A 23,570-nucleotide genomic window follows, 5' to 3' on the forward strand; every position below is an offset into this window, starting at 1 on the left:
AAGTCCCCTTAGCCAAATCACGGCAGCGTGCAAGTTCCGCAAGGCAACTTATCGCTCGCCTACTGGCCTATGTAACGGGTGGGGCCTAAAGCGGCGACCATGAGTCGCATCGTCAATAACCTGGTGCTGGCAGCGCTGGTCGCCGCCGCCACCCCCTCGATTGCGCAGGCCCGCGACAAGGCGGCCGTTGCGCCCTCCCCCAAACTGTCGAGCGCCTGTGCAGGCATGGACGGGCCCGAAGGCTGGTCTCACCCTGCACCACCTGCGCATATATATGGCAACACCTGGTACGTGGGCACCTGCGGCATCGCCTCGGTCCTCGTCACTTCGGATGAAGGGCACGTGCTGATCGACAGCGGCCCGGCCGATGCCGCTCCGCTGGTGCTCGCCAACATCCGCAAGCTGGGCTTCGATCCCGCCGACGTGCGCTGGATTCTCACCAGTCACGAACATCACGACCATGTCGGCAGCATCGCCGAACTGCAGAAGGCCACCGGTGCCCAGGTCGCCGCGCTGGCTTCGGCACGACAGGTGCTGGAAAGCGGCAAGCCTTCTGCCGACGACCCGCAGTCAGGCCAGATCGAGGGCTTTGCGCCCGCCCCTGTCGCGCGCAGCCTCGTTGACGGGGACTCGGTTACGCTTGGCCGGCTTGCCCTGACGGTTCATGCCACTCCGGCCCACTCACCCGGTTCGGCAAGCTGGACCTGGCAGGCCTGCGACGAAGCCTTCACCTGCAAGATGATCGCCTATGCGGACAGCGCCACGACGATCTCGGCAGACGGCTATCGCTTTTCCGATCATCCCGATCGCATTGCGCGGATCCAAACCGGCCTGTCGCGAATCGCGCAGCTGCCCTGCGACATTCTCGTCACGCCCCACCCTTCGGCCAGCAACCTGTTCGACCGTCTCTCGGGCAAGGCCCCGCTGGTGAACGCGCAGGCCTGTGCCGCCTATTCGCAGGCAGCGGGAGCCTATTTCGCCAAGCGCCTTGCCGGCGAAACCGGGGAGGCCGGGAAATGAGCTGGAAGATTACCGCCTTTGCCCCACGTAGCGTCATCGAAGGTGCTCTCGTCGCCCATGAAGACGCCTTCGACTGGGACCCGCAGATCGTCCTGTCCGGAAGCGAAATCGCCGAGGACAAGCCTGACGACTGGCAACTGGAAGCCTGGCTCGCCGACGAACCGGGCGACGCGGAGAAAGGCGCGATCGCCGCACTCTTTTCTGGCAATGTCCCGGAACTGATCGTCGAGCAATTGCCCGACACCGACTGGCTCGTCACCAGCCAGCAGGGTCTTGAGCCGATCCGGGCTGGCCGCTTTCACGTCCATACGCCCGAACACCCGGCCGTGAACGAACCCGGCGTGACCGACTTCACCATTCCTGCCAGCCAGGCTTTCGGCACGGGCCAGCACGCCACGACAGCAGGCTGCCTTTCGATGCTTACGCACATGCGCAAGCAGGGCGTGGTCGTGCGCAACTGCGCCGACATCGGCACCGGCACCGGCCTGCTCGCCTTCGCCGCGCTGACACTGTGGCCCTCGGCACTCGCCACCGCCAGCGACATCGACCAGGTCTGCGTCGACGTCGTGCGCGACAATGCCGCGGCGAATGGCATCGCAATGGGGCCGCGTGGCGGTCAGTTGGTGATGACGGTGGCCGACGGCATGAACCACCCCCTGCTTGCAGCGCGCGGGCCCTACGACCTGATCATGGCGAACATCCTGGCAGGGCCGCTGGTCAGCCTCGCCCCGGACTTCGCGACCTCGCTGGTCCCGGGCGGCCACCTTGTCCTGGCCGGCCTGCTCGAGACCCAGGAAGCCGCCGTGCGCTCCGCGTGCCGCAGGACGGGTATGCGACTCGCAGCGCGGCTCGTGAACGGCGACTGGTCGATTTTGTGGTTGCGCAAGCGCCGCTAGGACCCTGCGCATAGATCCCGATGGGCGGCTTAACATTTAGCCGTCCATCGGGACGCCTCTCCCTGTCAATTCGATTCCGTCCGGAGCGTCGCTCCGGTCGCCGCAACGCGCCCTGAGATCACCACGCGAGCGACATCCGGGAGCCAAACGGAAGTTCTCGACAACAGCCCATCGCACCTCTCGCGCAGGTCGTCCCGATTACCCCGACCAAAAGCCATTTCAGGCCCTTTCGCCGGCCTTTTCGTCGCCGGCAAGGGCCGGGCCGCAGCGCCGGCCAAGACCTCTCTCGCACCCGCATCGCCCACAACGCAAACCACATTCCCGCGTAAATTCAGGGACTTGAGCAAGCATCCCGGACCGGGATCGAGAGGTTAAGACAAGTAAAGCGAACGTAAACGGTCGCCCACCTGCCCTCGGGGAAATTACTCAAGTTACTCAAACTCTTGGAGTTCATTGCCTAAGGCCGAATTAACCATTTCAAGTGAGCTGCCATTAACACTTTGAGCCAAGAATCCGAGGCCAAGGGGGGCTGGTACTAACTAGCTCGAAAGGCATGAAATGCTGCAAACTGAACGGACCCGTCCTGAGACGGTCGTCGGGCCCCTGGGTGAAGCTCTCAAGCGAGAGAATCTGCCTCCAGCGAATACGTCGCGCTGGGTCGTAAGGCGCAAGGCGGAAGTCGTCGCAGCCGTCAACGGCGGGCTGCTGACGGCGACCGAAGCCTGCGAACGCTACGGCCTGACCCTCGAGGAATTGGCCTCGTGGCAGCGCGCGATCGAACGCGAAGGCATGCCCGGGCTCCGCGCGACCCGTGTTCAGCACTATCGCCAGGTCCACGAAAGGCAGAGCCGCCGCGCCTGACCGGCCCCGGTCATGGAGCGGTCGATGGGCGGAAATCACCGGAGCACAGGCGGCTGATGCGTGTTCAGCCGGCAGCCTTCACGATTTCCGCCCATTGCGCCTCGTCGATCACCTCGATCCCGAGATCTGCCGCCTTCTTCAGCTTGGATCCCGCGCCCGGCCCGGCAACGACCAGATCCGTTTTCGGCGAAACCGATCCGGATGCCTTGGCCCCCAGGCGCTCGGCCTGAGCCTTGGCTTCATCGCGGCTCATCGTTTCCAGCTTGCCGGTAAAGACCACCGTCTTGCCCGCAACCGCGCTGTCCCGGGTCTCCACGACGAAAGGCGGCGGTGACACCAGCGAGAGCAGGTCGTCCCAGACCTCGCGGTTGTGCTCCTCGTGAAAGAAGTCGCCCAGCGCTTCGACCACGGCCGGACCGATCCCGTCGATGGACGTGAGTTCGGCATAGGCTTCCGAAGCTTCTGCCGCCTGTTCCTCGCCTTCCTTGACATGTGCCTTCTCGGCGACGGTGCGCAGGGCCGGCAGCGTTTCGAACCGCTTCATCAGGTCGCGCGCGGTGACCGCGCCGACATGGCGGATACCGAGGCCGAACAGCAGGCGCGCGGCATCGGGCTCGCGCTTGCTTTCCACAGCGCTCAACAGGTTTTCCACAGACTTGTCCTTCCAGCCATCAAGCGCGAGGATATCGTCCCTGCGATCCTTGAGACGGAAGATATCCGCGGGGCTTTCCAGCCAGCCCTTGGCGAAGAATTCGTCGATGGTCTTTTCGCCCAGCCCCTCGATGTCGAGCGCGGCGCGGCTCACGAAATGCTTGAGGCGCTCGGTCCGCTGGGCCGGGCAGATCAGGCCGCCGGTGCACCGCACGTCTACCTCACCTTCCTCCGCGACGGCTTCCGAACCGCATTCGGGGCAATGATCGGGAAAATCGAAGGGTTCGCGCTCGGCTTCGCGGGTCAGGTTCTCGACGACCTGCGGGATCACGTCCCCTGCCCGCTGCAGCACTACGGTATCGCCCGGTCGCACACCAAGCCGCGCGATCTCGTCGCGGTTGTGCAGCGTGACGTTGGTGACGGTGACGCCACCGACCAGCACGGGCTTGAGCCGCCCGACCGGCGTCAGCTTGCCGGTGCGGCCGACCTGGATGTCGATCGATTCCAGCGTCGTTTCGGCCCGCTCGGCAGGAAACTTGTGCGCCATCGCCCAGCGCGGCGCCTTCGCAACGAAGCCAAGCCGCTGCTGCCAGTCCAGCCGGTCGACCTTGTAGACCACGCCGTCGATCTCGAACGGCAGGTCAGGACGACCGTCGCGGATCTCGCGATAGGCGGCAAGCATTTCTTCGAGCGAGTGGCACTGGCGGAACTGGGGCGAGACCGGCAGGCCCCAGCCCTCGATCTTGCGCACCACCTCGTGCTGGCTCTCGCCCGGCACTTCGCTCGCCGCGCCCCAGCCATGCGCCCAGAAGCGCAAGTGACGCCGGGCGGTGACGCTGGCGTCCTTCTGCCGCAGTGAACCGGCAGCGGCATTGCGGGGGTTGGCGAACTGGCGGACCTTGCTCTCGTCGAGCGGTTCGCCCTTGGCTTCGGCAGCCTTGCGCGCATCGTCCATCAGCGCTTCGTTGAGCGCGAGGAAGGCGGACTTTTCCATATAGACTTCGCCGCGCACCTCGAAGACTTCGGGCACACCCTCGCCCTTCAGTTCCTGCACGATGTCCGGGATGTGCGCGACATTGGCGGTAACGTCCTCGCCCACCTGCCCGTCGCCGCGCGTCGCCGCGCGAACCAGCTTGCCGTCCTCGTATCGCAGCGAGCAGGACAGGCCGTCGATCTTGTCCTCGGCCGTCATGACCACCGGTTCGTCGGCCGAGAGCGAAAGGAAACGCCGCACGCGGGTAACGAATTCGCCCACTTCCTCATCGGTGAAGGCATTGTCCAGGCTCATCATGCGAACTTCATGACGAACCTTGGACAGCGGCGAGGCCGCGACTTCGTGACCGACCTGGTTCGAAGGGCTATCCGGCCGCACGAGATGCGGGAAAGCCGCTTCCAGTTCCGCGTTACGGCGCACGAGGGCGTCGTACTCGGCGTCGGGAATCTCCGGCGCGTCCTCGGCATGGTAGAGCCGATTGGCGCGGTTGATCTGGCGCGCAAGGCGCATCAGTTCGTTGGCGGCTTCGGCTTCGGTGATCGATTCGCTGTCAGATGCCACTTGGCGGTCCGTTTCCTTATTCGTCCCGGCCCATGTTAACCTGCGGGCGGGCAACAGGGAGATAGCCATGATAGACAGGCTCCTCAAAGCGCTTTTCGCGCTCATTCTCGGTGCCATGGCACTGCTCTATGTCATGCACAACATTGCCAATATCGAAGCTGCACAGGCCATCTTCACTTATGTGACCAGCCATGCCGACCAGGAGGCCTATCCGGTGACGCTGCTACCGGTGGCGTCGCCCGCGCTGGTCGTGGTCGCCATGATCGTCGTATTCGCACTGGAGATCGGCGCAGGCGTCCTGCTGCTCATCGTACTCAACCAGTGCGGCGAAGAGGCTACATCCGCTCCTTAATTCCGGCGCGCACCAGCCACCAGTTCACCGGGTAGGCCGTGACGAAACCGCCAAGCATGGCGATCTGCATGAGGAACCAGAATTCGGGCGAGGCGACTTCGGCGATGTCGCCATAGGCGGGCCGGAACCAGAGGAACTGTCCGGCGGCCATCAGGCCGTACATGCCCACCTGCCACGAGCCGATCGAAAGGAAGTCCGCCTTGACCGCCTCCGTCACGCCCTTGCCAAAAGACAGGTCCCGCATAGGCACGATGGCCCAGTACTGGAAGGCTATGCCGATGCCGAAAGCCAGAACGTAATCGAGGATCCAGACCGCGAACGTCTTCTCGGCAAAGACCGTGTGCCAGCCCAGCCAGACGACAATCGCCGGGAAAGCGAAGGCCAACCATTCAGCGATGATGTCGCCCAGTGTGCAACCCGCGCCGCAGTGGCTTGCCCCCTTGGCAACCGTCAACCACATCGGCACGTCTTCGTCTGCCCGCTGTGCCCGGAAATAGAGCGCCAGCCAGATCGCGCTGCCGAAAAGCGCGGCCAGCGGCCAGACCCACTGCATGACCGCCATTCTCGGCGGATGGCTTCGCTGATGGATCGCGATGACGATGGCACAGGCAAGGCCAAGGATCAGCGAGACAAGGGACAGCGCGTGGAGCCAGTAGGGAAATTGCAGCGTCGCCATGCCCTCTGCAACGGCTCGCAGGGCAATTGGCTCCGAACCCGTTGCAGGAGGCCGTTCAGACGCCTTCGAGCAGCCTGTCGGCCTGGGCCCGAGCCTCGTCCGTCACTTCCGCGCCGGAAAGCATGCGGGCGATCTCTTCCTTGCGGTCGCCATCGCCCAACAGGGTGACGGAAGTACGCGTGACAGTGCCTTCGCTCGACTTGGCGATCATGTAGTGCCGCCGCCCACGCGCCGCGACCTGCGGGCTGTGCGTGACGGCCAGCAACTGCCCGTCGCTGGCGAGCCGCGCGAGGCGATCGCCGATCGCCGAGGCAACCGCGCCCCCCACGCCCCTGTCGATCTCGTCGAAGATCACCGTCGATGCCCCGCCCTCTTCGGCCAGGGCCACCTTCAACGCGAGGATGAAGCGCGAAAGCTCGCCGCCCGAGGCGATCTTGGCCAGCGGCGCAAAATCGGCGCCGGGGTTGGTGCTGATCAGGAACTCGACCGCGTCCATCCCCTGCGGCCCCCAGCGCTCCTCGGGCAGTTTTGCGACCGAAGTCTGGAAGCGCGCCGCATCGAGCTTGAGCGGGGCCAGTTCCGAAGCCACGGCTGCGTCGAGCCGCTTGGCCGCCGCCCGGCGCAAGTCGTGCAGTGTGCTCGCCGCCTGGTGATAAGCCAGCGCGGCCTTGCCCGCTGCCCTTTCAAGGGCCGCCACATGCTCCTCGCCGCCCTCGATGGCTGCCAGTTCCTCACGCATCTGCGCCATGCGCCCGGGCAGATCGTCAACCTGGCAACCGTGCTTGCGGGCCGCGGCGCGCAGATCGAACAGACGCGTCTCGATCCTGTCCAGCTCGGCCGGATCGAAGGCCAGCGCTTCAGCGGCGCGTTCGAGCTTTTCTTCCGCCTCGCTCGCCTCGATCACCGCCCGGTCCAGCGCGGCGAGCGCCTCGGCCAGCAATTCGTGCTCGCCGGCAATGCGGTCGAGCCGCCGCGCCGCACCGCGCATGCTGGCCAGCGCCGAATCGGAACCTTCCCACAAGTGCTGAAGGGCCGAGAGATCCTCGGACAGCTTCTCGCCCTTCTGCATGTCGGCGCGGGCGTGGGCGAGTTGTTCCTCCTCGCCCTCTTCCGGCGCGAGCGCATCGAGTTCGGCAAGGTGCGCGACCAGCAGGTCCTGGTCTTCAGCGGCCTTCGCGACCCGGGCGCGCGCCTCGTCGAGCGCGTCCTGCGCCTTGCGCCAGTCCTTCCACGCCGCCTCGACCCCTGCGACGTCGCCACCCGCGAAGCGGTCCAGCAGTTCGCGGTGGCCGCGCGGATTGACGAGGCCTCGATCGTCATGCTGGCCATGGATCTCGACCAGCACCGGCGCGATCTCACGCAATAGTGCGACGCTCACCGGCTGGTCGTTGAGGAAAGCCTTGGAGCCGCCATCCGCCTTGAGCTGGCGCTTGAGGATCAGCGGTTCGCCCGGCTCGACATCGATCTCGGCATCCGCGAGCACTGCACGGACGGCAGGCGGAAATGCTGAAAATTCGAAGCTGGCGGTCACGCTGGCCTTCGCCTCACCCGCCCGCACCAGCCCGCTGTCGGCACGGTTGCCGATCACGAGGCCCAACGCATCAAGCAGGATCGACTTGCCCGCACCCGTCTCACCGGTGAGGACGCCAAGCCCTCCGGCGAAATCGAGATCCAGCGCCTCGATCAATACGATATTGCGGATGGAAAGCCGGGTCAGCATGTTCGCGAAGCGTTCTAGCGAAGTCTTTTTCGCGCGTCACCCGGGATTGCGCGCCTTGCCTGCCAGTTTCCCCCAGCTGTGCGCGACGCGCAACGCAACGATCCCAGGGGCAATCAGTATTCGGGCTCGGCCAGGACTGGCGGTTCGGGATCGATCGGGTCGGCCAGGGTCAGGCGGTCGAGCATGTTGGCGGTCTCGTCCCGCAAGGTCAGCATCAGACCGCGCAGCCGGCATTCGGCCTCGGGCAGGCAATTGGCGCAGGTCTCATGCGCATTGCGGCTGGCGCAGGGCACGAGTGCGAGGCTGCCGCGGGTGATGCGGATGATGTCGCCATAGCGGATGTCGACAGGCGGCAGCGCCAGTTCATACCCGCCCGAGCGCCCCCTGTGGGAGATGACGATGCCGTCGCGCGCCAGTTCGGAGAGAATCACCGTCAGGAACTTGCGCGGAATGTTCTGGGCCACCGCAATCTCGTCGAGACGCACGGAGCCCTTGCGGTAATTGTCGGCCAGATGTTGCAGGGCGCGGATCGTGTAACGGGTTTTCTGCGACAGCATGCGACGACACTGCGCGGGCGCACGGCGTCATGTCAACCGGCCAAGTAGAGAAAAAGCCCGCCTCCGGCAGGATGGGGCAGCCGCGATCAGGCTGCGGCGTTCTCCGGAGCGTAGCGCGTCATCAGCTTGTAGGCGCGATCGTACCATTTGCTGTTCGGGTAGTTCGCCTCGAGCACGGCCGCGGCCTTCTGCGCCTCTTCGGGGATGCCCATCGAGAGGTAGCCTTCGACGAGACGGAACAGCGCCTCGGGCGTGTGGCTGGTGGTCTGGAAATTGTCGACCACGTTACGGAAGCGCAGCGTTGCCGCCAGCCACTTGCCACGGCGCTCATAGGCGCGGCCGATGGTCATTTCCTTGCCGGCAAGGTGATCGTTGACAAGGTCCAGCTTGAGCTTGGCGTCGGCCGCGTAGGGCGTGGTCGGATAGCGGCGGGTGATATCGGTCAGCGCCTGCTTCGCCTGCTCGGTGGTGCGCTGGTCGCGCGTCACGTCGCTGATCTGTTCGTAGTAGCAGATGGCGATGAGGTAATAGGCGTAAGGCGCGTCCTTGTTGCCCGGGTGGATCGACAGGAAGCGCTGCGCCGACTGGATCGCCTTGTTGTAATCGCGCGCGGCATAGTAGCTGAAGGCGCTCATCAGCTGGGCACGACGGGCCCAGGGCGAATAGGGATGCTGGCGCTCCACTTCGTCGAACAGCGCGGCGGCCTGCTTGGTGCGCCCCGTGTCGAGGCGCTGCTTGGCCGCGGCATAGAGCGTGTCGACGTCCCGTGCGACGTAGGCAGTGTCCTTGTTTCCACCCCCGCGACCGGCGCAACCGGCAGTGAGGACAATCGCGCCAGTGGCGGCGGCAAGGAGAGCGGTCTTCAGACGCGAGCGTTCGAACATGGCGGGGTCTATAACCAGCGCTTTGCTGAACGCCAAGTGAAGTTACGCGGGTATGCCCAGTCGTCCACGTCATAGCCCCTGTGGTCCGTCGTGGATGCAAGCCCCTGCCCTGCCAGTGCAAATGCCCCGAAAATGCAGCTTCGAAGGTGACAAATTCGCCTCGCCTGCCATAGTGAGCGGCACATGGCCGGCTCCAGCGAACTATACTCCCCCGTTCTTTCCGACGCTCTCGTCATCCTCGGTGCGGCAGGCATCGTCATCCCGGTATTCTCGCGCTTCCGCATCACGCCGGTGATCGGGTTCATCCTCGTCGGCGTCCTGGTCGGGCCGTTCGGACTGGGACGTCATGTCTTCGACTATCCCTGGCTCGCTCACATAACCATAACCGACCCCGGCGGGCTGGAAGTCTTCGCCGAATTCGGCATCATCCTCCTGCTGTTTTCCATCGGGCTCGAGCTGTCATTCGGCCGCCTGTGGGAGATGCGCAGACTGGTCTTCGGGCTCGGCTCGCTCGAACTCATCGTCATCGGCGGGTCGCTGACCTTCATCCTCTCGGCCATCGGGCAGAACTTCACGGGCGCTCTGGCGCTGGGCCTTGCCCTTGCCCTGTCTTCGACCGCGCTGGTCCTCAAGATCACCAACACGACGACGCCGGTCGGACGTGCGGCGCTCTCGATGCTGCTGTTCGAGGACATCGCGCTGGTCCCGATCATCTTCCTGCTCGGCGCACTGGCACCCCATGCCCAAGCCGACGGGATGGGCAACCTCATCAACACGCTGATCTGGGGCACCGTCGTCATTGTCGCCCTGCTGGTGTTCGGGCGCTACCTGCTGCCACCGCTTTTCACGCAGGCGGCACGCACCAAGAGCCCGGAGCTGTTCCTGGCCGCCAGCCTGCTGGTCGTCATCCTGGCCTCGCTGGCGACCGCCGCCGCGGGCCTTTCGCCGATCGTTGGCGCCCTCGTCGCCGGCCTGCTGATCGCCGAGACCGAATACCATTCCGAAGTCGAAGAAATCACCGAGCCGTTCAAGGGGCTCGCGCTTGGCGTCTTTCTCATCACCATCGGCATGAGCATCGACCTGCAGGTGATCTGGGAGAACCTCGGATCGATCCTCGTCGCCACAGTGGGCGTCATCCTGCTCAAGGCCGTCGTGACCGGCCTGCTGCTGCGGATGATGGGCGCGCGTCGCGGCACCTCGACCGAGACCGGCATCCTCATGTCGAGCCCTTCGGAGACCACGCTGATCGTGCTCACCGCTGCCGGCTCGGCGCAACTGATCCAGCCGGGCACCGCGATGTTCTGGCAGATCGTCACCGCCATCGGCCTGACCGTCACGCCGCTGCTCTCGCTTTTCGGCCGCATGATGGCGCGCCGCGTCGATGCCGGTGAGCCGCTGCACCAGCCGCCCGAGCATACCGGCGAGCCGCACACGGTGATCGTCGGCTTCGGCCGCGTCGGCCGCCTCGTGGCCGACATGCTTGCCAAGCACAACAAGCCCTACATCGCCATCGATTCGGACACCGATCTCGTCAGCCAGGGCAAACGTCTGGGCTACACCGTTTCCTTCGGCGATGCCGGGCGCGGCGATGCGCTGATGCGGCTGGGCGCCGACCAGGCCAATGCCGTGATCCTGACCATGGATGAGCCCGTCACGGCCCAGCGCATGGTGCGCAAGCTGCGCCAGCAGTTCCCCGACCTGCCGGTTCTCGTGCGCGCCCGCGATCCCGAGCACGCAGCCCAGCTCTATCGCGCCGGGGCGACCCACGCGGTGCCGGAAACGCTGGAAAGCTCGCTGCAACTGTCGGAAGCCGTGCTGATCGAAACCGGCGTCGCGATGGGGCCCGTCATCGCCTCGATCCACGAAAAGCGCGACGAGTTCCGCGAAAGCATCATGGAACAGGGCGGGCTCTCGGAGAAACCCGCGCTCAAGTCCTCATCGCTGGAGGACAGCCTTCACGCCTGACCGCCCCCGCGCGGCTCGAAAACCGACCACCCGGTCCGCTGGACGAGCCGTTCGAGCGCGAGTTGCCCCAGATGCGAATTGCCGCTGCGGTTCAGCCCCGGCGACCACACGGCAATGCTGGCGATGCCCGGCGCGATCGCCAGGATGCCACCGCCCACGCCCGACTTTCCCGGCAGGCCGATGCGATAGGCGAAATCGCCCGAATTGTCGTAATGACCGCAAGACATCATCAGCGCATTGATGCGCCGCGCCCGCCGTGGATTGACGACGCTATGGCCACTCACCGGATTGCGACCGTCGGCCATCAGGAAACGTCCGGCCAGGGCAAGCTGGCGGCAAGTCATGGTCAGCGCGCAAAAGTGGAAATAGGTCCCCAGCACCAGGTCGACGGGCGCATGGATATTGCCGAAGGCGCGCATGTAGTTGGCCAGCGCCATGTTGCGAAAGCCGGTTTCCTGCTCCGCTCGCGCAACCACCTCGTCTATGGCTATGCTGTCGTCGCCCGCCAGTTCGCGCACGAAGCGCAGCATCTGGCCGATAGCCTCGCGCGGCTGCAGCCCGCCAAGGAGCACGTCGCACAGAACGATCGCCCCGGCATTGATGAAGGGATTGCGCGGAATGCCCTGCTCGGTTTCGAGCTGGACGATCGAGTTGAAGGCCGAGCCCGAAGGCTCGCGCCCCACCCGCTTCCAGACCTGATCGCCCACTGCGCCCAGCACGAGAGTCAGCGCGAAGACCTTGGAAATCGACTGGATCGAAAACGGCTCTTCGGCATCGCCCGCACAGTGGACAGTGCCATCGGCCATGACCACGGCAAGGCCAAATTTCTCGACCGGCACGCAGGCGAGCGGCGGAATGTAGTCGGCCACTTTGCCGCGGTGCTCGTGTCCGCGCATTTCCCCGGCGATCTCGGCAACGATCCGGCCAACGTCACAGTGCCCCGGATCCATTGCCGACATCTCCTTCCAACCCGACCGATCAGCCGGCGAGCGCTGCCTTTACCGCGGCAATGGCATCGGCGCCCTTCGAACCGTCGGGACCGCCGCCTTGCGCCATGTCCGGACGCCCGCCGCCGCCCTTGCCACCAAGCGCTTCGACGCCCTTGCGCACCAGGTCGACTGCACTGGCCTTGTCCTTGAGGTCGTCGGTCACGGCCACCGCGATGGAAGCCTTGCCGTCATTGACCGCAACGATCGCCGCAACGCCCGAACCGAGGCGCTGCTTGGCCTGGTCGAGCAATCCGCGCAGTTCCTTGGGGTCGAGACCTTCGAGGACTTGCCCCGAGAACTTCACGCCACTGACTTCCTCGTCGGCCGGACCGGCAGCGGCTGCACCGCCGCCGCCGAGCGCCAGCGCCTTCTTGGCTTCGGCCAGTTCTCGCTCGAGCTTCTTGCGCTCGTCCAGCAGCGCCGCGACGCGCGCTTCGACATCTTCGGGCGTGGTGCGCAGGATACCGGCGGCATTCTTCAGCGCTTCCTCGCGCGCAACCAGCCACTGGCGCGCACCTTCGCCGGTCAGCGCCTCGATACGGCGCACGCCGGAGGAAACGGCGCTTTCCGAAACGATGCGGAACACACCGATATCGCCGGTGGCATTGACGTGGGTACCGCCGCACAGCTCGACCGAGTAGGTCTTGCCGCCATTGCTGCGGCCCATCGACAGCACGCGCACTTCGTCGCCGTACTTCTCTCCGAACAGGGCCATGGCGCCGGCGGCAATGGCATCGTCGGGCGTCATCAGGCGGGTCATGACCGCCTCGTTGCCGCGGATCTCGGCGTTCACTTCAGCCTCGATCGCGGCGATGTCCTCGACCTCGAGTGCCTTGGGATGCGAGAAGTCGAAGCGCAGGCGATCGCTCGCCACCATCGAACCCTTCTGCGTGACGTGATCGCCGAGGCGATTGCGCAGGGCGGCGTGCAGCAGGTGGGTGGCGGAGTGGTTGGCGCGGATCGCATCGCGGCGCGCTTCGTCAACGACGAGGTTGACCGTCTCGCCGACCTTGATCTGCCCGGCCTCGACCTTGCCGGTCATGGTGTGCAGGCGGCCAAGCGGCTTGGCGGTTTCGGCAATCGCGATGACGAGGCCACCGGGCCCGGTGATCGTGCCGGCATCGCCGACCTGGCCGCCCGATTCGCCATAGAACGGGGTCTGGTTGGTCAGGACAATGACTTCGTCGCCGACCGAAGCCGATTGGACTTCCTTGCCGTCCCTGACGAGCGCCACGACGCGGCCCTCGCCCGAGGTCGAAGTGTAGCCGGTGAATTCGGTCGCACCTTCACGCTCCGCGATGTCGAACCAGACTTCGTTGTCGGCGGCCTGCCCGGACCCCTTCCAGGCGGCGCGGGCGGCGGCCTTCTGCTGCGCCATGGCAGCGTCGAAGCCGTCCTTGTCGACGCTGATGCCGCGCGAACGCAGGGCATCCTCGGTCAGGTCATAGGGGAAGCCGTAGGTGTCGTAGAGCTTGAACGCGGTCTCGCCGGGCAGCCGGGCGCCCTCGCCCATTTCGGCGGTGGCTTCGTCGAGCAGCTTGAGGCCGTTCGACAGGGTGCGGCGGAACTGCACTTCCTCGCGTTCCAGGGTTTCCTCGATCAGCGGCTGCGCGCGGCCGAGTTCGGGATAGGCCTGGCCCATCTCCGCGACGAGCGCGGGCACCAGACGGTGCATCAGCGGATCCTTGGCGCCCAGCAGGTGCGCATGACGCATGGCGCGACGCATGATGCGGCGCAGGACGTAGCCGCGGCCCTCGTTCGAAGGCAGTACGCCGTCGGCAAGCAGGAAGCTGGTCGAGCGCAGGTGATCGGCAATAACGCGGTGGCTCGCCCGGCTCTCGCCCTCGGCGGCTACGCCGGTCAGGTGCTCGGAAGCGGCGATCAGCGCCTTGAAGGTGTCGATGTCGTAGTTGTCATGGACGCCCTGCATGACCGCCGAGATGCGCTCAAGCCCCATGCCGGTGTCGATCGAGGGCTTGGGCAGATTGCCGACGATCTCGCCAGCTGCCTGCTCGAACTGCATGAACACCAGGTTCCAGATCTCGATGAAGCGGTCGCCGTCTTCCTCGGGGCTTCCCGGAGGGCCGCCCCAGATGTGGTCGCCGTGATCATAGAAGATCTCGGAGCACGGACCGCACGGGCCATCGTCGCCCATCGCCCAGAAGTTGTCCTTGGTGGGAATACGGATGATCTTCGATTCCGGCAGACCGGCGATCTTCTTCCACAGGTCGAAGGCTTCGTCGTCGGTGTGATAGACCGTGACCAGCAGCTTCTCGACCGGAAGCGCCCATTCCTTCGTCAGCAGGGTCCAGGCATGGGTGATCGCCTGTTCCTTGAAGTAGTCGCCGAAAGAGAAATTCCCCAGCATTTCGAAGAAGGTGTGATGGCGCGCGGTGTAGCCGACATTGTCGAGGTCGTTGTGCTTGCCGCCTGCGCGCACGCACTTTTGCGAGGACGTCGCGCGCGGGGTGGCGCGGGTCTCGAGGCCGGTGAACACGTTCTTGAACGGCACCATGCCGGCGTTCACGAACATCAGCGTCGGGTCGTTGTAAGGAACGAGCGGCGCGGACTGGACGGCCTCGTGACCATTACTGGCGAAATAGTCGAGGAAGGACCGGCGGATTTCGTTGGTCGTCTGCATAACTCGGGCCGATAAGGCACAGGCGCGAAACCGACAAGCTATAAGGCGCGGTCAGACTGTTCGGTTTTTACGATAATCCGCAGATATGCGGCAAATCGGCTACGCTGAAAGCGTCCGGACGGGCCGCGAAGGGCTCCGCGTTCCAAGTTCACCCCAAGCAAAAACCCCGGCGCAACGCACCGGGGTTCCTGTTTCTGCAAAGGGGCGGAAGCCTTATTCGGCGTCATCCTCGTCCGAGGGGCCTGCCATCATTTCTTCGGCCAGACCTTCGGTCTTGGTCCGGATCGCCTTCTCGAGACGGTCGCAGACCTCGGGATTCTCGCGCAGGTAGTTCTTCGAGTTCTCGCGACCCTGGCCGATGCGGATCGAATCGTAGGAGAACCATGCGCCCGACTTCTCGACGATGCCGGCCTTGACGCCGAGGTCGAGAATTTCGCCGATCTTGGAGATGCCCTCGCCGTACATGATGTCGAACTCAACCTGCTTGAACGGCGGCGCGACCTTGTTCTTGACCACCTTGACGCGGGTTGCGTTGCCGATGATCTCGTCGCGGTCCTTGATCTGCCCGGTGCGGCGGATGTCGAGGCGAACCGAGGCGTAGAACTTGAGCGCGTTGCCGCCCGTCGTCGTCTCCGGGTTGCCGTACATGACGCCGATCTTCATGCGCAGCTGGTTGATGAAGATCACCATGCACTTGGAACGGTTGATCGAGCCGGTCAGCTTGCGCAGCGACTGGCTCATCAGGCGGGCCTGGAGGCCGACGTGGCTGTCGCCCATCTCACCTTCGATTTCGGCCCGGGGGACGAGCGCGGCGACCGAGTCGACCACCAGCACGTCGATCGCGTTCGAGCGCACCAGCGTATCGGTGATCTCCAGCGCCTGCTCACCGGTGTCGGGCTGCGAGACGATCAGTTCGTCGATGTCGACGCCCAGCTTCTTGGCATAGACGGGATCGAGTGCGTGCTCTGCGTCGATGAAGGCAGCGGTGCCGCCAGCCTTCTGCGCTTCGGCGATGACATGCAGCGCCAGCGTGGTCTTGCCCGAGCTTTCCGGCCCGTAGACTTCGATCACGCGGCCCTTGGGAAGTCCGCCGACTCCAAGCGCGATATCCAGCCCGAGCGAGCCGGTCGAGATCGCTTCGACCTGCATCGTCTCCTTCGAGCCGAGCTTCATCGCGCTGCCCTTGCCGAACGCGCGATCGATCTGGGCGAGCGCTGCGTCGAGCGCCTTCTGACGGTCCATGGAGTCCTTATCCTTGCCTTCCTGGATCAGCTTGAGCTGAGCAGCCATTTCACTTCCCCTTTGCTACCGGCCTGACCGGAAAGGTCAACGTCGCGGACCCCGATGTATCTTGTTTGTTCCCCGTGAACAAGAGGGGAACAAAGGGAGTTTTCCCAAATTTAATTGAGGCAGGCGCAGGCATGGCGAAAAGACGCCGGACCGCAGCACGGCGAGCGGGCCGGAAATCAACGCCTTAGGAAACCGGAGCCTTACTTGGCCGTGCGCGCGAGGACTTCGCCCACCTTTTCGGAAAGCTGCTGGACCGAGAACGGCTTGGGCATGAACCAGGCATTCGACAGGCCGATTTCCTTGCGCAGCTGTTCCTCGGCATAGCCCGACATGAACAGCACCGGCAGGTTCGGCTGCAGCCTGCGGATCTCGCGCGCCATGGCCGGACCATCGAGCGAAGGCATGACGACGTCGGAAACGACGATATCGAACTGGCCGCCCTCTTCAACGAGCGCGAGTCCTTCTTCGCCGTCGCGGGCGCTGGTCACTTCATAGCCCTGCCGCGTGAGCGAGCGCTCCGCGACCATGCGCACCGGGTCTTCGTCCTCGACCAGCAGGATGCGTCCACCGCCTGCCCACTGGCTCGGCGGAGGTGCTTCCTCCTTCACCGCCGGAGTCGGCGTCGTGCCCGGAGCCACGTGATAGACCGGCAGGTAGACGATGAAGCGCGTACCCTTGCCCACCTCGCTTTCGGCGAAGATGAAACCGCCCGACTGCTTGACGATGCCGTAAACGGTCGAGAGGCCGAGCCCGGTGCCCTTGCCCTGCTCCTTGGTGGTGAAGAACGGCTCGAAGATCTTGCCCAGGTGCTCGGGCGCGATACCGCCGCCGGTATCCTCGACGATGAGCGCGGTGTACTCGCCCGCCGGGATAATCTCGCTGCGCATCGCGCGCACGTCGGTCGTCGTCACCTTGCGGGTCGCGAGAGTGAGGACGCCCGATCCGTCGCCGCCCTTCTTGGCACTGGACGACTGCATCGCATCGCGCGCGTTGACCGCGAGGTTGACGATGACCTGCTCGAGCTGTGTCGGGTCGGCGCGCACCGGCCCGAGATCACGGTCATGCGAAACGACCAGCTCGATCTTCTCGCCGATCAGGCGGCGCAGCATCTGCGACACATCGGCAACGACGTCGGGAAGCTGCAGCACTTCGGGGCGCAGCGTCTGCTGGCGCGAGAATGCGAGGAGCTGGCGGGTCAGCGATGCCGCGCGGTTCGAATTGGCGCGGATCTGCTGGATGTCGTCATAGTCCGAGTCGCCGGGCGTGTGGCGCATCAGCATGAGGTCGCAGGTGCCCAGGATCGCGGTCAGCACATTGTTGAAGTCATGCGCGACGCCGCCGGCCAACTGACCGACCGCCTGCATCTTGGTGGCCTGGGCGACCTGCCGCTTGAGGCGGGTTTCCTCGGATGTGTCGGTCAGGCCAAGCAGGACCGCAGGCTCACCCAGCCCGCGCACGCCGGCAAGGCTGAGCGAAACCGGATCGTCGGGCTGCGCGGTCAGGCGGATCGCGATATCGCCGGCGGCAGCAGGCCCTTGCGCGAAACGGCGGATCGATTCGGACAGCGCGCGCTTGTCCTCACGGACCACGAGATCGGTGGGATAAGTCGGCGGCAACTGCCCTTCGCGCCCGGCCGCCCGCATGAACGCCGGGTTGGCGAACAGGAGGTGTCCATCGCGGTCGGCCATCGCGAGGCCGAGCGGCAACTGGCTGAGAAGAGCTTCGAGATGCGGCGCGGAATTCCCGCCGCCGCCCGCAGCACCGATGCCCTGCCCGGCTTCCATCACCAACATCAGCGAGGGCGTCGTGTTGGGGTCGGGCTCGACGGGCGAATCCGGATCGGCGACGGGCACGTGGTAGAGGACCAGAGGGCTGCCGCGGCCATTGTCGCGGGCCCAGCCGATGCGCTCGCCTTCTTCCTGGCTCAGGAGCGAGACGAAATCCTCGCCGGTAAGATCGATTGCCTCATCGCCGGCAGCGCGCAGGGCAAAGCCCTTGTTGGCGGCGCGGATCATGCCGTCGGGTTCGACCAGCGCCGCAGCGATCCCGGCCCGGGCGAGGCCCTTGCCAAGCTTGCCGCCAAGCTGGGTCACGATATCACCGATGAGATCCACAGAACTGACGGGTGCGATACGCCAGACGAGAAAGTCGTCACCGCGGCCGGAGCGGTGCACTTCGATCCGCCATTGCCGCGCGCCGCCCGGATGCTCGGCTCCGGCCGTCACATCGGCAGCAGCCGACCCATCGCGCCATGCCGCGCGACTGGCGTCGGCCAGACGCTCAAGCGAAGGTTCGTCGAGGGGAAGGCGCGGCGGCGCGTAGCCGGTGCCGAACCACGCTTCGAAGCTGGCATTGGCGCACGTCAGCCTTCCGGCGCGATCGGTCACCGCGATGGCCATGTCCGGCCGGTCAATCGCGGCGACGGTTACCGACCAGTCAGGCTGGGCGAACTCGGCCTCGGCCTCCTGCGGCCGGTTGCGCACGATCATCCAGGCAAGTCCCGCCAGCGCGATCAGGGCACCGAGATAGACGGAAGTGGCCAGCGAATCCTGGGTAACGATACCGACCAGCAGAACACTGAAGGCCATCGCCATGCCGACCACCAGCAGGTCGGTCTGGCGACTTTGGCGCACGGCCTCGTCGATCAACTTCACGCAGCCGCCTCAAACGAGGCGGCGCTAGCGGCGACTGCCTCGTGAGCGCGGGCTTCTCGTTCGGCCCGGGCCTGGGCATGCCGGACCCGGCGCGCACGGTGCTTGCGGCCGATCCAGCTGCGCCAGATCAGGCCTGAAAGAACATAGCCGAGCGCCGAAGCGACGATGGCCAGCACGACGAACCCGACGGCTGCGAAGCCCGCGGACTGCGCGAACCAGATGAGCGTGTCCCAGGCACTGTCGTCCATGCCGCTGCCGACTGCCGAAGCGACTCCGGTCGGATCGACATGCAGGAAGAAGCGGCCAAGCCGGTTGGCGACCACCACCCAGAAAGGCAGGGTAAAGGGATTCGTGACGAAGGTCACGAGCGCGGCGATCGACACGTTGGCGCGCGCGGGAAGCGCGAGGAAGGCGGCAAGGAAGATCTGCCCGACCGGGACGATAAAGCCGGCAAAGAGGCCCAGCGCCACGCCGCGCGGCACCGAGCGACGGGTGAAGCGCCAAAGTTCCGGGCTCAGGACGCGGTGGGCGATCGGCGCAATCCAGCGATTGCGCTCGAAGTCCTCACGCGACGGCATACGCCGGAGCAGCGAAGCGGATATGCGACGGAAAATGCCACTCACGAATCGAAATCCCGACCAGAACGCCTGAGCCTTGCACGGTGCTTGCGCCCTATCCAGAATCGCCAGAACCATACAGTCACAAAATAGCTAACGACGGACGCTACCACCGATTGCACAAACAATCCGATAACGATGGCCGGCGCAGTATCCGAAAGCAGCCACGTCCACCATTGATGAACGGGCGCACCTGAACGAACCATGGCATTGACCGTCTCGACATCGGCGTGGAAGCCGAAACTGTTTCCGATCGCCACCGACAGCGGCAGAATGATCAGGATCGTCGTGACCGGGTTGCTGATGAAGGTCATCGCCGCGGCCAGCGGAATGTTGCCGCGAACCGGAACGCACATCAGCGCAGCGCCAACAATCTGCACGCCGGGGATCAGCGCGAAAATGCCGACGAACATCCCGACGGCAACCCCGCGCGGGACCGAGCGACGCGTGAAGCGGAACAGTTCGCGTCGCCGCGAAATAGGAGCGGTAAGCCGATTCGCCTCGAGTTGCTCGTGCGTCGGCATCTGGCGATGGAGCCAGGCTGACAGTCGGGCCAGCAGCGCGCTCATCCGTGGTCCCGCAAGATCCTGCCCTGCTCGCGCTTCCAGTCGCGTTCCTTGATCGTGTGCCGCTTGTCAGCCGCATTCTTGCCCTTGGCAAGCGCGAGTTCGACTTTCGCCCGCCCCCGGCTGTTGAAGTAGATCGACAACGGCACCAGCGTCATGCCCTTGCGCTCGACCGCGCCTTGCAGCCGCGCGATCTCGCGCTCGTGCAGCAGCAGCTTGCGCGGACGCTTGGGCACATGGTTGTAACGGTTGCCGTGGCTGAACTCGGGCACGTTGGAGTTCACCAGCCAGCATTCGCCGTTCTTGATCTCGGCATAGGATTCGCCGATCGACCCTTCGCCGAAACGCAGCGATTTCACCTCCGTGCCGGTCAACGCGATGCCGGCCTCGAAAGTGTCTTCAATGTGATAGTCGAAGCGGGCCTTGCGGTTTTCCGCGACGCTCTTCTTCTTGTCGAATGTCTTGTGCTGCGGGCGTGCCATGTCGGTGGGCCATGTAGGGATTCAAAAGCGAAAAGGAAACGCCCCTTCGGGATGAATCGCAGCACGTTTGTGCCGAATTCCCCGGCGCCTTCAGTACAGGTCCCGAGAGGCGCGCGCAGCAAGTCCTGCCGGGATGCACATTACAAAGATTTAAACGGACAAGCCGGGCTGCCCGACTTGCCTTGCGGCATCCTTCCCGAAATACCGAATCGCGAATATCGGGGGAATTCAGACCAGTGCGAAAGATACTTCTTGCCACGGCGAGCCTGATTGCTGCGGCCCTTCCATCGCTTGCCGATGCCGCACCGCCACCGCTCGAGGCTTATGGAGAGTTGCCCAGCGTCGAGGATATCGCGATCTCGCCCTCCGGCAACCTCGCCACGATCGCCTGGATTTCGGGCGTTCGCCGGATCGTGACATTGGATACCGCCGGGCGCCCAACGACCAACGCACCCACCGGCGATGCCAAGATCCGTGGAATCAACTGGGCGGACGACGACATCCTGCTGATCACCAACAGCGCCACAGTCGGACTCGGCCCCTACTTCACTGCAAGCAAGTACGAGCTGACTGGAACGCTCGTCCTTTCGGTCAGCAATTCCAAAGCCGAACTCGTCTTCGCCAACACGAGTGCCATCGCCAACACGACCCGGGGCAGTTACGGGATCCGCAAGGTCGACGGCAAGAGTGTCGGCTATTTCGGAGGCATCGAGTTGGGGCGCTCCATGGGGAACGCCTATTTCAAGCATGGGCGCGCCCTCCTCTATGCCGTGGACCTGTCCACCAACCGGGCGCGGCAGGTGGCGCGCGCGCCGGCCGAAAACCATTACAGGGACTGGCTGGTCGACGCGCAGGGCGAGGTCGCCGCGACCCTGGACATCGCCGAGACGAGCGGTTCCTGGCAGATCGCCAATGCCAAAGATGACGTGATCGCCCGCGGGGTCAGCCCCACCGGCGACGTCAGCCTCCTGTGGTTCGGATACGGAGGCTCGACGGTGATTTACCAGTCGGAGGACGAAGAGGGAACGTCCCACTGGTACGAAGTTCCCCTGACGGGTGGTCAGACGAAGGAAATCCTCGCCAACGTGTCCACTTCACGCACTTACGTCGATCGGGCGAGCAGCCGGATGATCGGCTACCGTGAGCGTGGCGACAGGCCCAAGGCGGTCATGTTCGACCCCAAGCTCAACAGCACGATCGCCAAGATCTTCGCCGCCTTCCCCGACCGCAACGTCGGCCTCATGGACTGGACGCCCGACTTTTCGAAGATCCTCGTACGCACTGAAGGCAACCGGGACAGTGGCACGTGGTTCCGGGTAGACCTTGCCACCCGCAAGGCCTCGCCAATCGGTGACGAGCGCCCGCTCATCGGCCCGGATGACATCGGCCCAATTTCGCGCGTTAGCTACACGGCGGCCGACGGGCTGGAGATGGACGGCATCCTCACGCTGCCGCCGGGTCGCGAAGCGAAGAACCTTCCCGTCATCATGCTTCCGCACGGAGGCCCCTCGGCTCAAGACGATCTTGGCTTCGACTGGTGGGCACAGGCGTTCGCCTCGCGCGGCTATGCCGTGTTCCAGCCCAACTTCCGCGGTTCCACCAACCGCGACGACGCCTTCCGCCACGCCGGTGACGGGCAATGGGGCCGCAAGATGCAGACCGACATCACCGACGGGCTGGCCGAACTCGTCCGCCAGGGGATCGTCGATCCGCGCCGCGCCTGCATCGTTGGGGCCAGTTATGGCGGATACGCTGCACTGGCAGGCGTAACGCTGCAGCATGGCTTCTATCGCTGCGCCGTTTCGGTTGCCGGCGTTTCCGATGTCGACCTCATGTACCAGACCGACCTGACCGAAAGCGGCCACTCCCGCATGACCGGGCGAGCGCTGCGCGCGCAGCTTGGTGAAACCGGCACCTACGACGAAATCTCGCCGCGCCGGTTTGCGGGCAACGCAGATGCGCCGGTCCTGCTCATCCACGGCAAGGACGACACCGTCGTTCCGTTCAAGCAGAGCGCGGTCATGGCCGACGCGCTCAAGGACGCCGGCAAGCCTTACGAAATGGTCGTCCTCAAGGGCGAAGATCACTGGCTCTCGCGCAGCGCAACCCGCAAGGAAATGCTGAGCGCCGCCATGCAGTTCGTGCAGAAGCACAACCCGGCGGAGTGAAGACTTTCCGGCGATCCGATCGGATCGCCGGACCGCCGGCCTCAGAGCAGGCCGGCGTGAACGAGGGCCTCGTCGACCGCGAGGCGAGCCCTGTCATTGCACGGGACGAGCGGCAGGCGCAGCTCGTTTTCGATCCAGTCGTGGACCTGTGCCAGCGCATACTTGCACGGGCCCGGCGAGCTGTCCTCGAACATGGCGTAGTGCAGCGGGTAGAGCAGGTCGTTGAGGCGGCGCGATTCCTCGAGGTCGTTGGCCGCGCAGGCGGCCTGGAACTCGGCGCAGAGCTTGGGTGCGACGTTCGCCGTCACCGAAATGCAGCCGACGCCGCCCGCTGCGTTGAACGGCAGTGCCAGTTCGTCATCGCCGCAAAGCTGCACGAACTCCTTGCCGATACCGCGACGGTGGTCGGTCACGCGGCTGAGGTCGCCGCTCGCGTCCTTGATACCGATGAAGGTATCCGGGAAACGGCGCGCCAGTTCGCATACCGTCTCGGGGCGAAGGTCGGTCACGGTACGGCCCGGCACGTTATAGAGCACGATGGGCAGCTCAGCGTTTTCAGCCAGATAGCTGAAATGGGCGAGCAGGCCCTCCTGGCTCGGCTTGTTGTAGTAGGGCGCGACCACCAGTGCGGCGGCGGCTCCGCACTTCTTCGAAAAATTCATGTGGAGAAGCGCATTCATCGTATCGTTGCTGCCGCAGCCGGCAATGATCGGCACGCGCCCGGCCGCCTGCTCGATGCAGACCTCGATGACGCGGTGGTGCTCGGCGTTGGAAAGCGTCGAATTCTCGCCCGTCGTGCCGCAGGGCACGAGCGCGGATGAGCCGCATTCGATCTGCCAGTCGACCAGGCGACGGAAAGCCTGCTCGTCGAACGCCCCGTCGCGAAACGGTGTGACAAGAGCAGGAATGGACCCCGAGAACATGGACTTTACCCCAACTGACGTTCATTGATCGTCCGGCAATCGGACCCCGGAATACCGGGAACCTGATGCACGGACTTCGTGTTCAGCGCCTGATAAGGAGCCT

At 65.0% G+C, this 23,570-nt stretch carries 19 protein-coding genes; 6 read left to right on the forward strand and 13 right to left on the reverse strand.

All coding sequences use genetic code 11. The features are described 5' to 3' along the window. Positions 1-99: 99 nt before the first annotated feature. The 3 genes from blaMIM to sciP all read left to right on the forward strand — a co-directional run bounded on the left by blaMIM (position 100) and on the right by sciP (position 2,777). Positions 100-1,020 (forward strand): MIM family subclass B3 metallo-beta-lactamase, encoded by a 921-nt coding sequence (blaMIM, locus tag B5483_RS06365; protein WP_079729758.1) that lies wholly within the window; start codon positions 100-102, stop codon positions 1,018-1,020. Beyond that, positions 1,017-1,916, forward strand: coding sequence for a 50S ribosomal protein L11 methyltransferase (locus B5483_RS06370; RefSeq protein WP_054947192.1), 900 nt, complete (start codon positions 1,017-1,019; stop codon positions 1,914-1,916). Before blaMIM ends, B5483_RS06370 begins: the two co-directional genes overlap by 4 nt. Positions 1,917-2,474: 558 nt before the next feature. Next, entirely contained in the window at positions 2,475-2,777 is a 303-nt protein-coding gene (sciP, locus tag B5483_RS06375) for a CtrA inhibitor SciP (RefSeq protein ID WP_054947191.1), read from the forward strand. A 64-nt stretch (positions 2,778-2,841) separates the two neighbouring features. Here the strand turns inward: sciP and ligA are convergent, their stop codons facing one another. Further along, positions 2,842-4,932, reverse strand: coding sequence for an NAD-dependent DNA ligase LigA (gene ligA, locus B5483_RS06380; protein WP_245828853.1), 2,091 nt, complete (start codon positions 4,930-4,932; stop codon positions 2,842-2,844). 118 nt (positions 4,933-5,050) lie between these two features. Between ligA and B5483_RS06385 the strand changes: the two genes are divergently transcribed. After that, a complete protein-coding gene (locus tag B5483_RS06385; protein ID WP_245828837.1) occupies positions 5,051-5,335 on the forward strand; it encodes a DUF2165 family protein in 285 nt (94 codons plus the stop codon). On the opposite strand, the gene B5483_RS06390 is transcribed toward B5483_RS06385, so the two are convergent. From B5483_RS06390 to B5483_RS06405, 4 genes are all read right to left on the reverse strand, one after another. Further along, positions 5,319-6,011, reverse strand: a complete 693-nt coding sequence (locus B5483_RS06390) for a DUF4396 domain-containing protein (RefSeq protein WP_079729760.1) — start codon at positions 6,009-6,011, stop codon at positions 5,319-5,321. The two genes, B5483_RS06385 and B5483_RS06390, sit on opposite strands and share 17 nt — an antisense overlap. Positions 6,012-6,066: 55 nt before the next feature. After that, positions 6,067-7,731, reverse strand: a complete 1,665-nt coding sequence (gene recN / locus B5483_RS06395; RefSeq protein ID WP_079729761.1) for a DNA repair protein RecN — start codon at positions 7,729-7,731, stop codon at positions 6,067-6,069. A 113-nt stretch (positions 7,732-7,844) separates the two neighbouring features. Continuing rightward, positions 7,845-8,288 (reverse strand): RrF2 family transcriptional regulator, encoded by a 444-nt coding sequence (locus tag B5483_RS06400; protein WP_054947188.1) that lies wholly within the window; start codon positions 8,286-8,288, stop codon positions 7,845-7,847. An 86-nt stretch (positions 8,289-8,374) separates the two neighbouring features. Beyond that, on the reverse strand, positions 8,375-9,172 hold the full coding sequence (locus tag B5483_RS06405) for an outer membrane protein assembly factor BamD (protein WP_054947187.1): 798 nt from the start codon (positions 9,170-9,172) through the stop codon (positions 8,375-8,377). A 183-nt stretch (positions 9,173-9,355) separates the two neighbouring features. Between B5483_RS06405 and B5483_RS06410 the strand changes: the two genes are divergently transcribed. Next, positions 9,356-11,137 (forward strand): cation:proton antiporter domain-containing protein, encoded by a 1,782-nt coding sequence (locus B5483_RS06410; protein WP_079729762.1) that lies wholly within the window; start codon positions 9,356-9,358, stop codon positions 11,135-11,137. Here B5483_RS06410 and B5483_RS06415 read toward each other — a convergent pair. The 7 genes from B5483_RS06415 to smpB all read right to left on the reverse strand — a co-directional run bounded on the left by B5483_RS06415 (position 11,128) and on the right by smpB (position 20,376). Beyond that, on the reverse strand, positions 11,128-12,087 hold the full coding sequence (locus tag B5483_RS06415; protein ID WP_079729763.1) for a glutaminase: 960 nt from the start codon (positions 12,085-12,087) through the stop codon (positions 11,128-11,130). The genes B5483_RS06410 and B5483_RS06415 overlap by 10 nt on opposite strands. Positions 12,088-12,115: 28 nt before the next feature. Beyond that, positions 12,116-14,767, reverse strand: coding sequence for an alanine--tRNA ligase (alaS, locus tag B5483_RS06420; RefSeq protein WP_079729764.1), 2,652 nt, complete (start codon positions 14,765-14,767; stop codon positions 12,116-12,118). A gap of 213 nt (positions 14,768-14,980) precedes the next feature. After that, a complete protein-coding gene (gene recA, locus B5483_RS06425) occupies positions 14,981-16,057 on the reverse strand; it encodes a recombinase RecA (protein WP_054947183.1) in 1,077 nt (358 codons plus the stop codon). A 200-nt stretch (positions 16,058-16,257) separates the two neighbouring features. After that, positions 16,258-18,651 (reverse strand): hybrid sensor histidine kinase/response regulator, encoded by a 2,394-nt coding sequence (locus B5483_RS06430; RefSeq protein ID WP_245828855.1) that lies wholly within the window; start codon positions 18,649-18,651, stop codon positions 16,258-16,260. A 56-nt stretch (positions 18,652-18,707) separates the two neighbouring features. Continuing rightward, a complete protein-coding gene (locus tag B5483_RS06435) occupies positions 18,708-19,289 on the reverse strand; it encodes a DUF2062 domain-containing protein (RefSeq protein ID WP_054947181.1) in 582 nt (193 codons plus the stop codon). A gap of 41 nt (positions 19,290-19,330) precedes the next feature. Then, positions 19,331-19,897, reverse strand: coding sequence for a DUF2062 domain-containing protein (locus tag B5483_RS06440; RefSeq protein ID WP_054947180.1), 567 nt, complete (start codon positions 19,895-19,897; stop codon positions 19,331-19,333). Next, positions 19,894-20,376 carry an SsrA-binding protein SmpB gene (smpB, locus tag B5483_RS06445; RefSeq protein ID WP_007014746.1) on the reverse strand — a complete coding sequence of 161 codons (483 nt, stop codon included), beginning with the start codon at positions 20,374-20,376 and terminating at the stop codon, positions 19,894-19,896. Before smpB ends, B5483_RS06440 begins: the two co-directional genes overlap by 4 nt. A gap of 236 nt (positions 20,377-20,612) precedes the next feature. On the opposite strand from smpB, the gene B5483_RS06450 reads away from it, so the two are divergent. After that, a complete protein-coding gene (locus tag B5483_RS06450) occupies positions 20,613-22,544 on the forward strand; it encodes an alpha/beta hydrolase family protein (protein WP_342743649.1) in 1,932 nt (643 codons plus the stop codon). 41 nt (positions 22,545-22,585) lie between these two features. Here B5483_RS06450 and dapA read toward each other — a convergent pair whose 3' ends face one another. Next, entirely contained in the window at positions 22,586-23,467 is an 882-nt protein-coding gene (gene dapA / locus B5483_RS06455) for a 4-hydroxy-tetrahydrodipicolinate synthase (protein ID WP_054947178.1), read from the reverse strand. Positions 23,468-23,570: the final 103 nt, after the last annotated feature.

Source organism: Novosphingobium mathurense (assembly GCF_900168325.1).
GTDB classification, from domain to species: domain Bacteria; phylum Pseudomonadota; class Alphaproteobacteria; order Sphingomonadales; family Sphingomonadaceae; genus Novosphingobium; species Novosphingobium mathurense.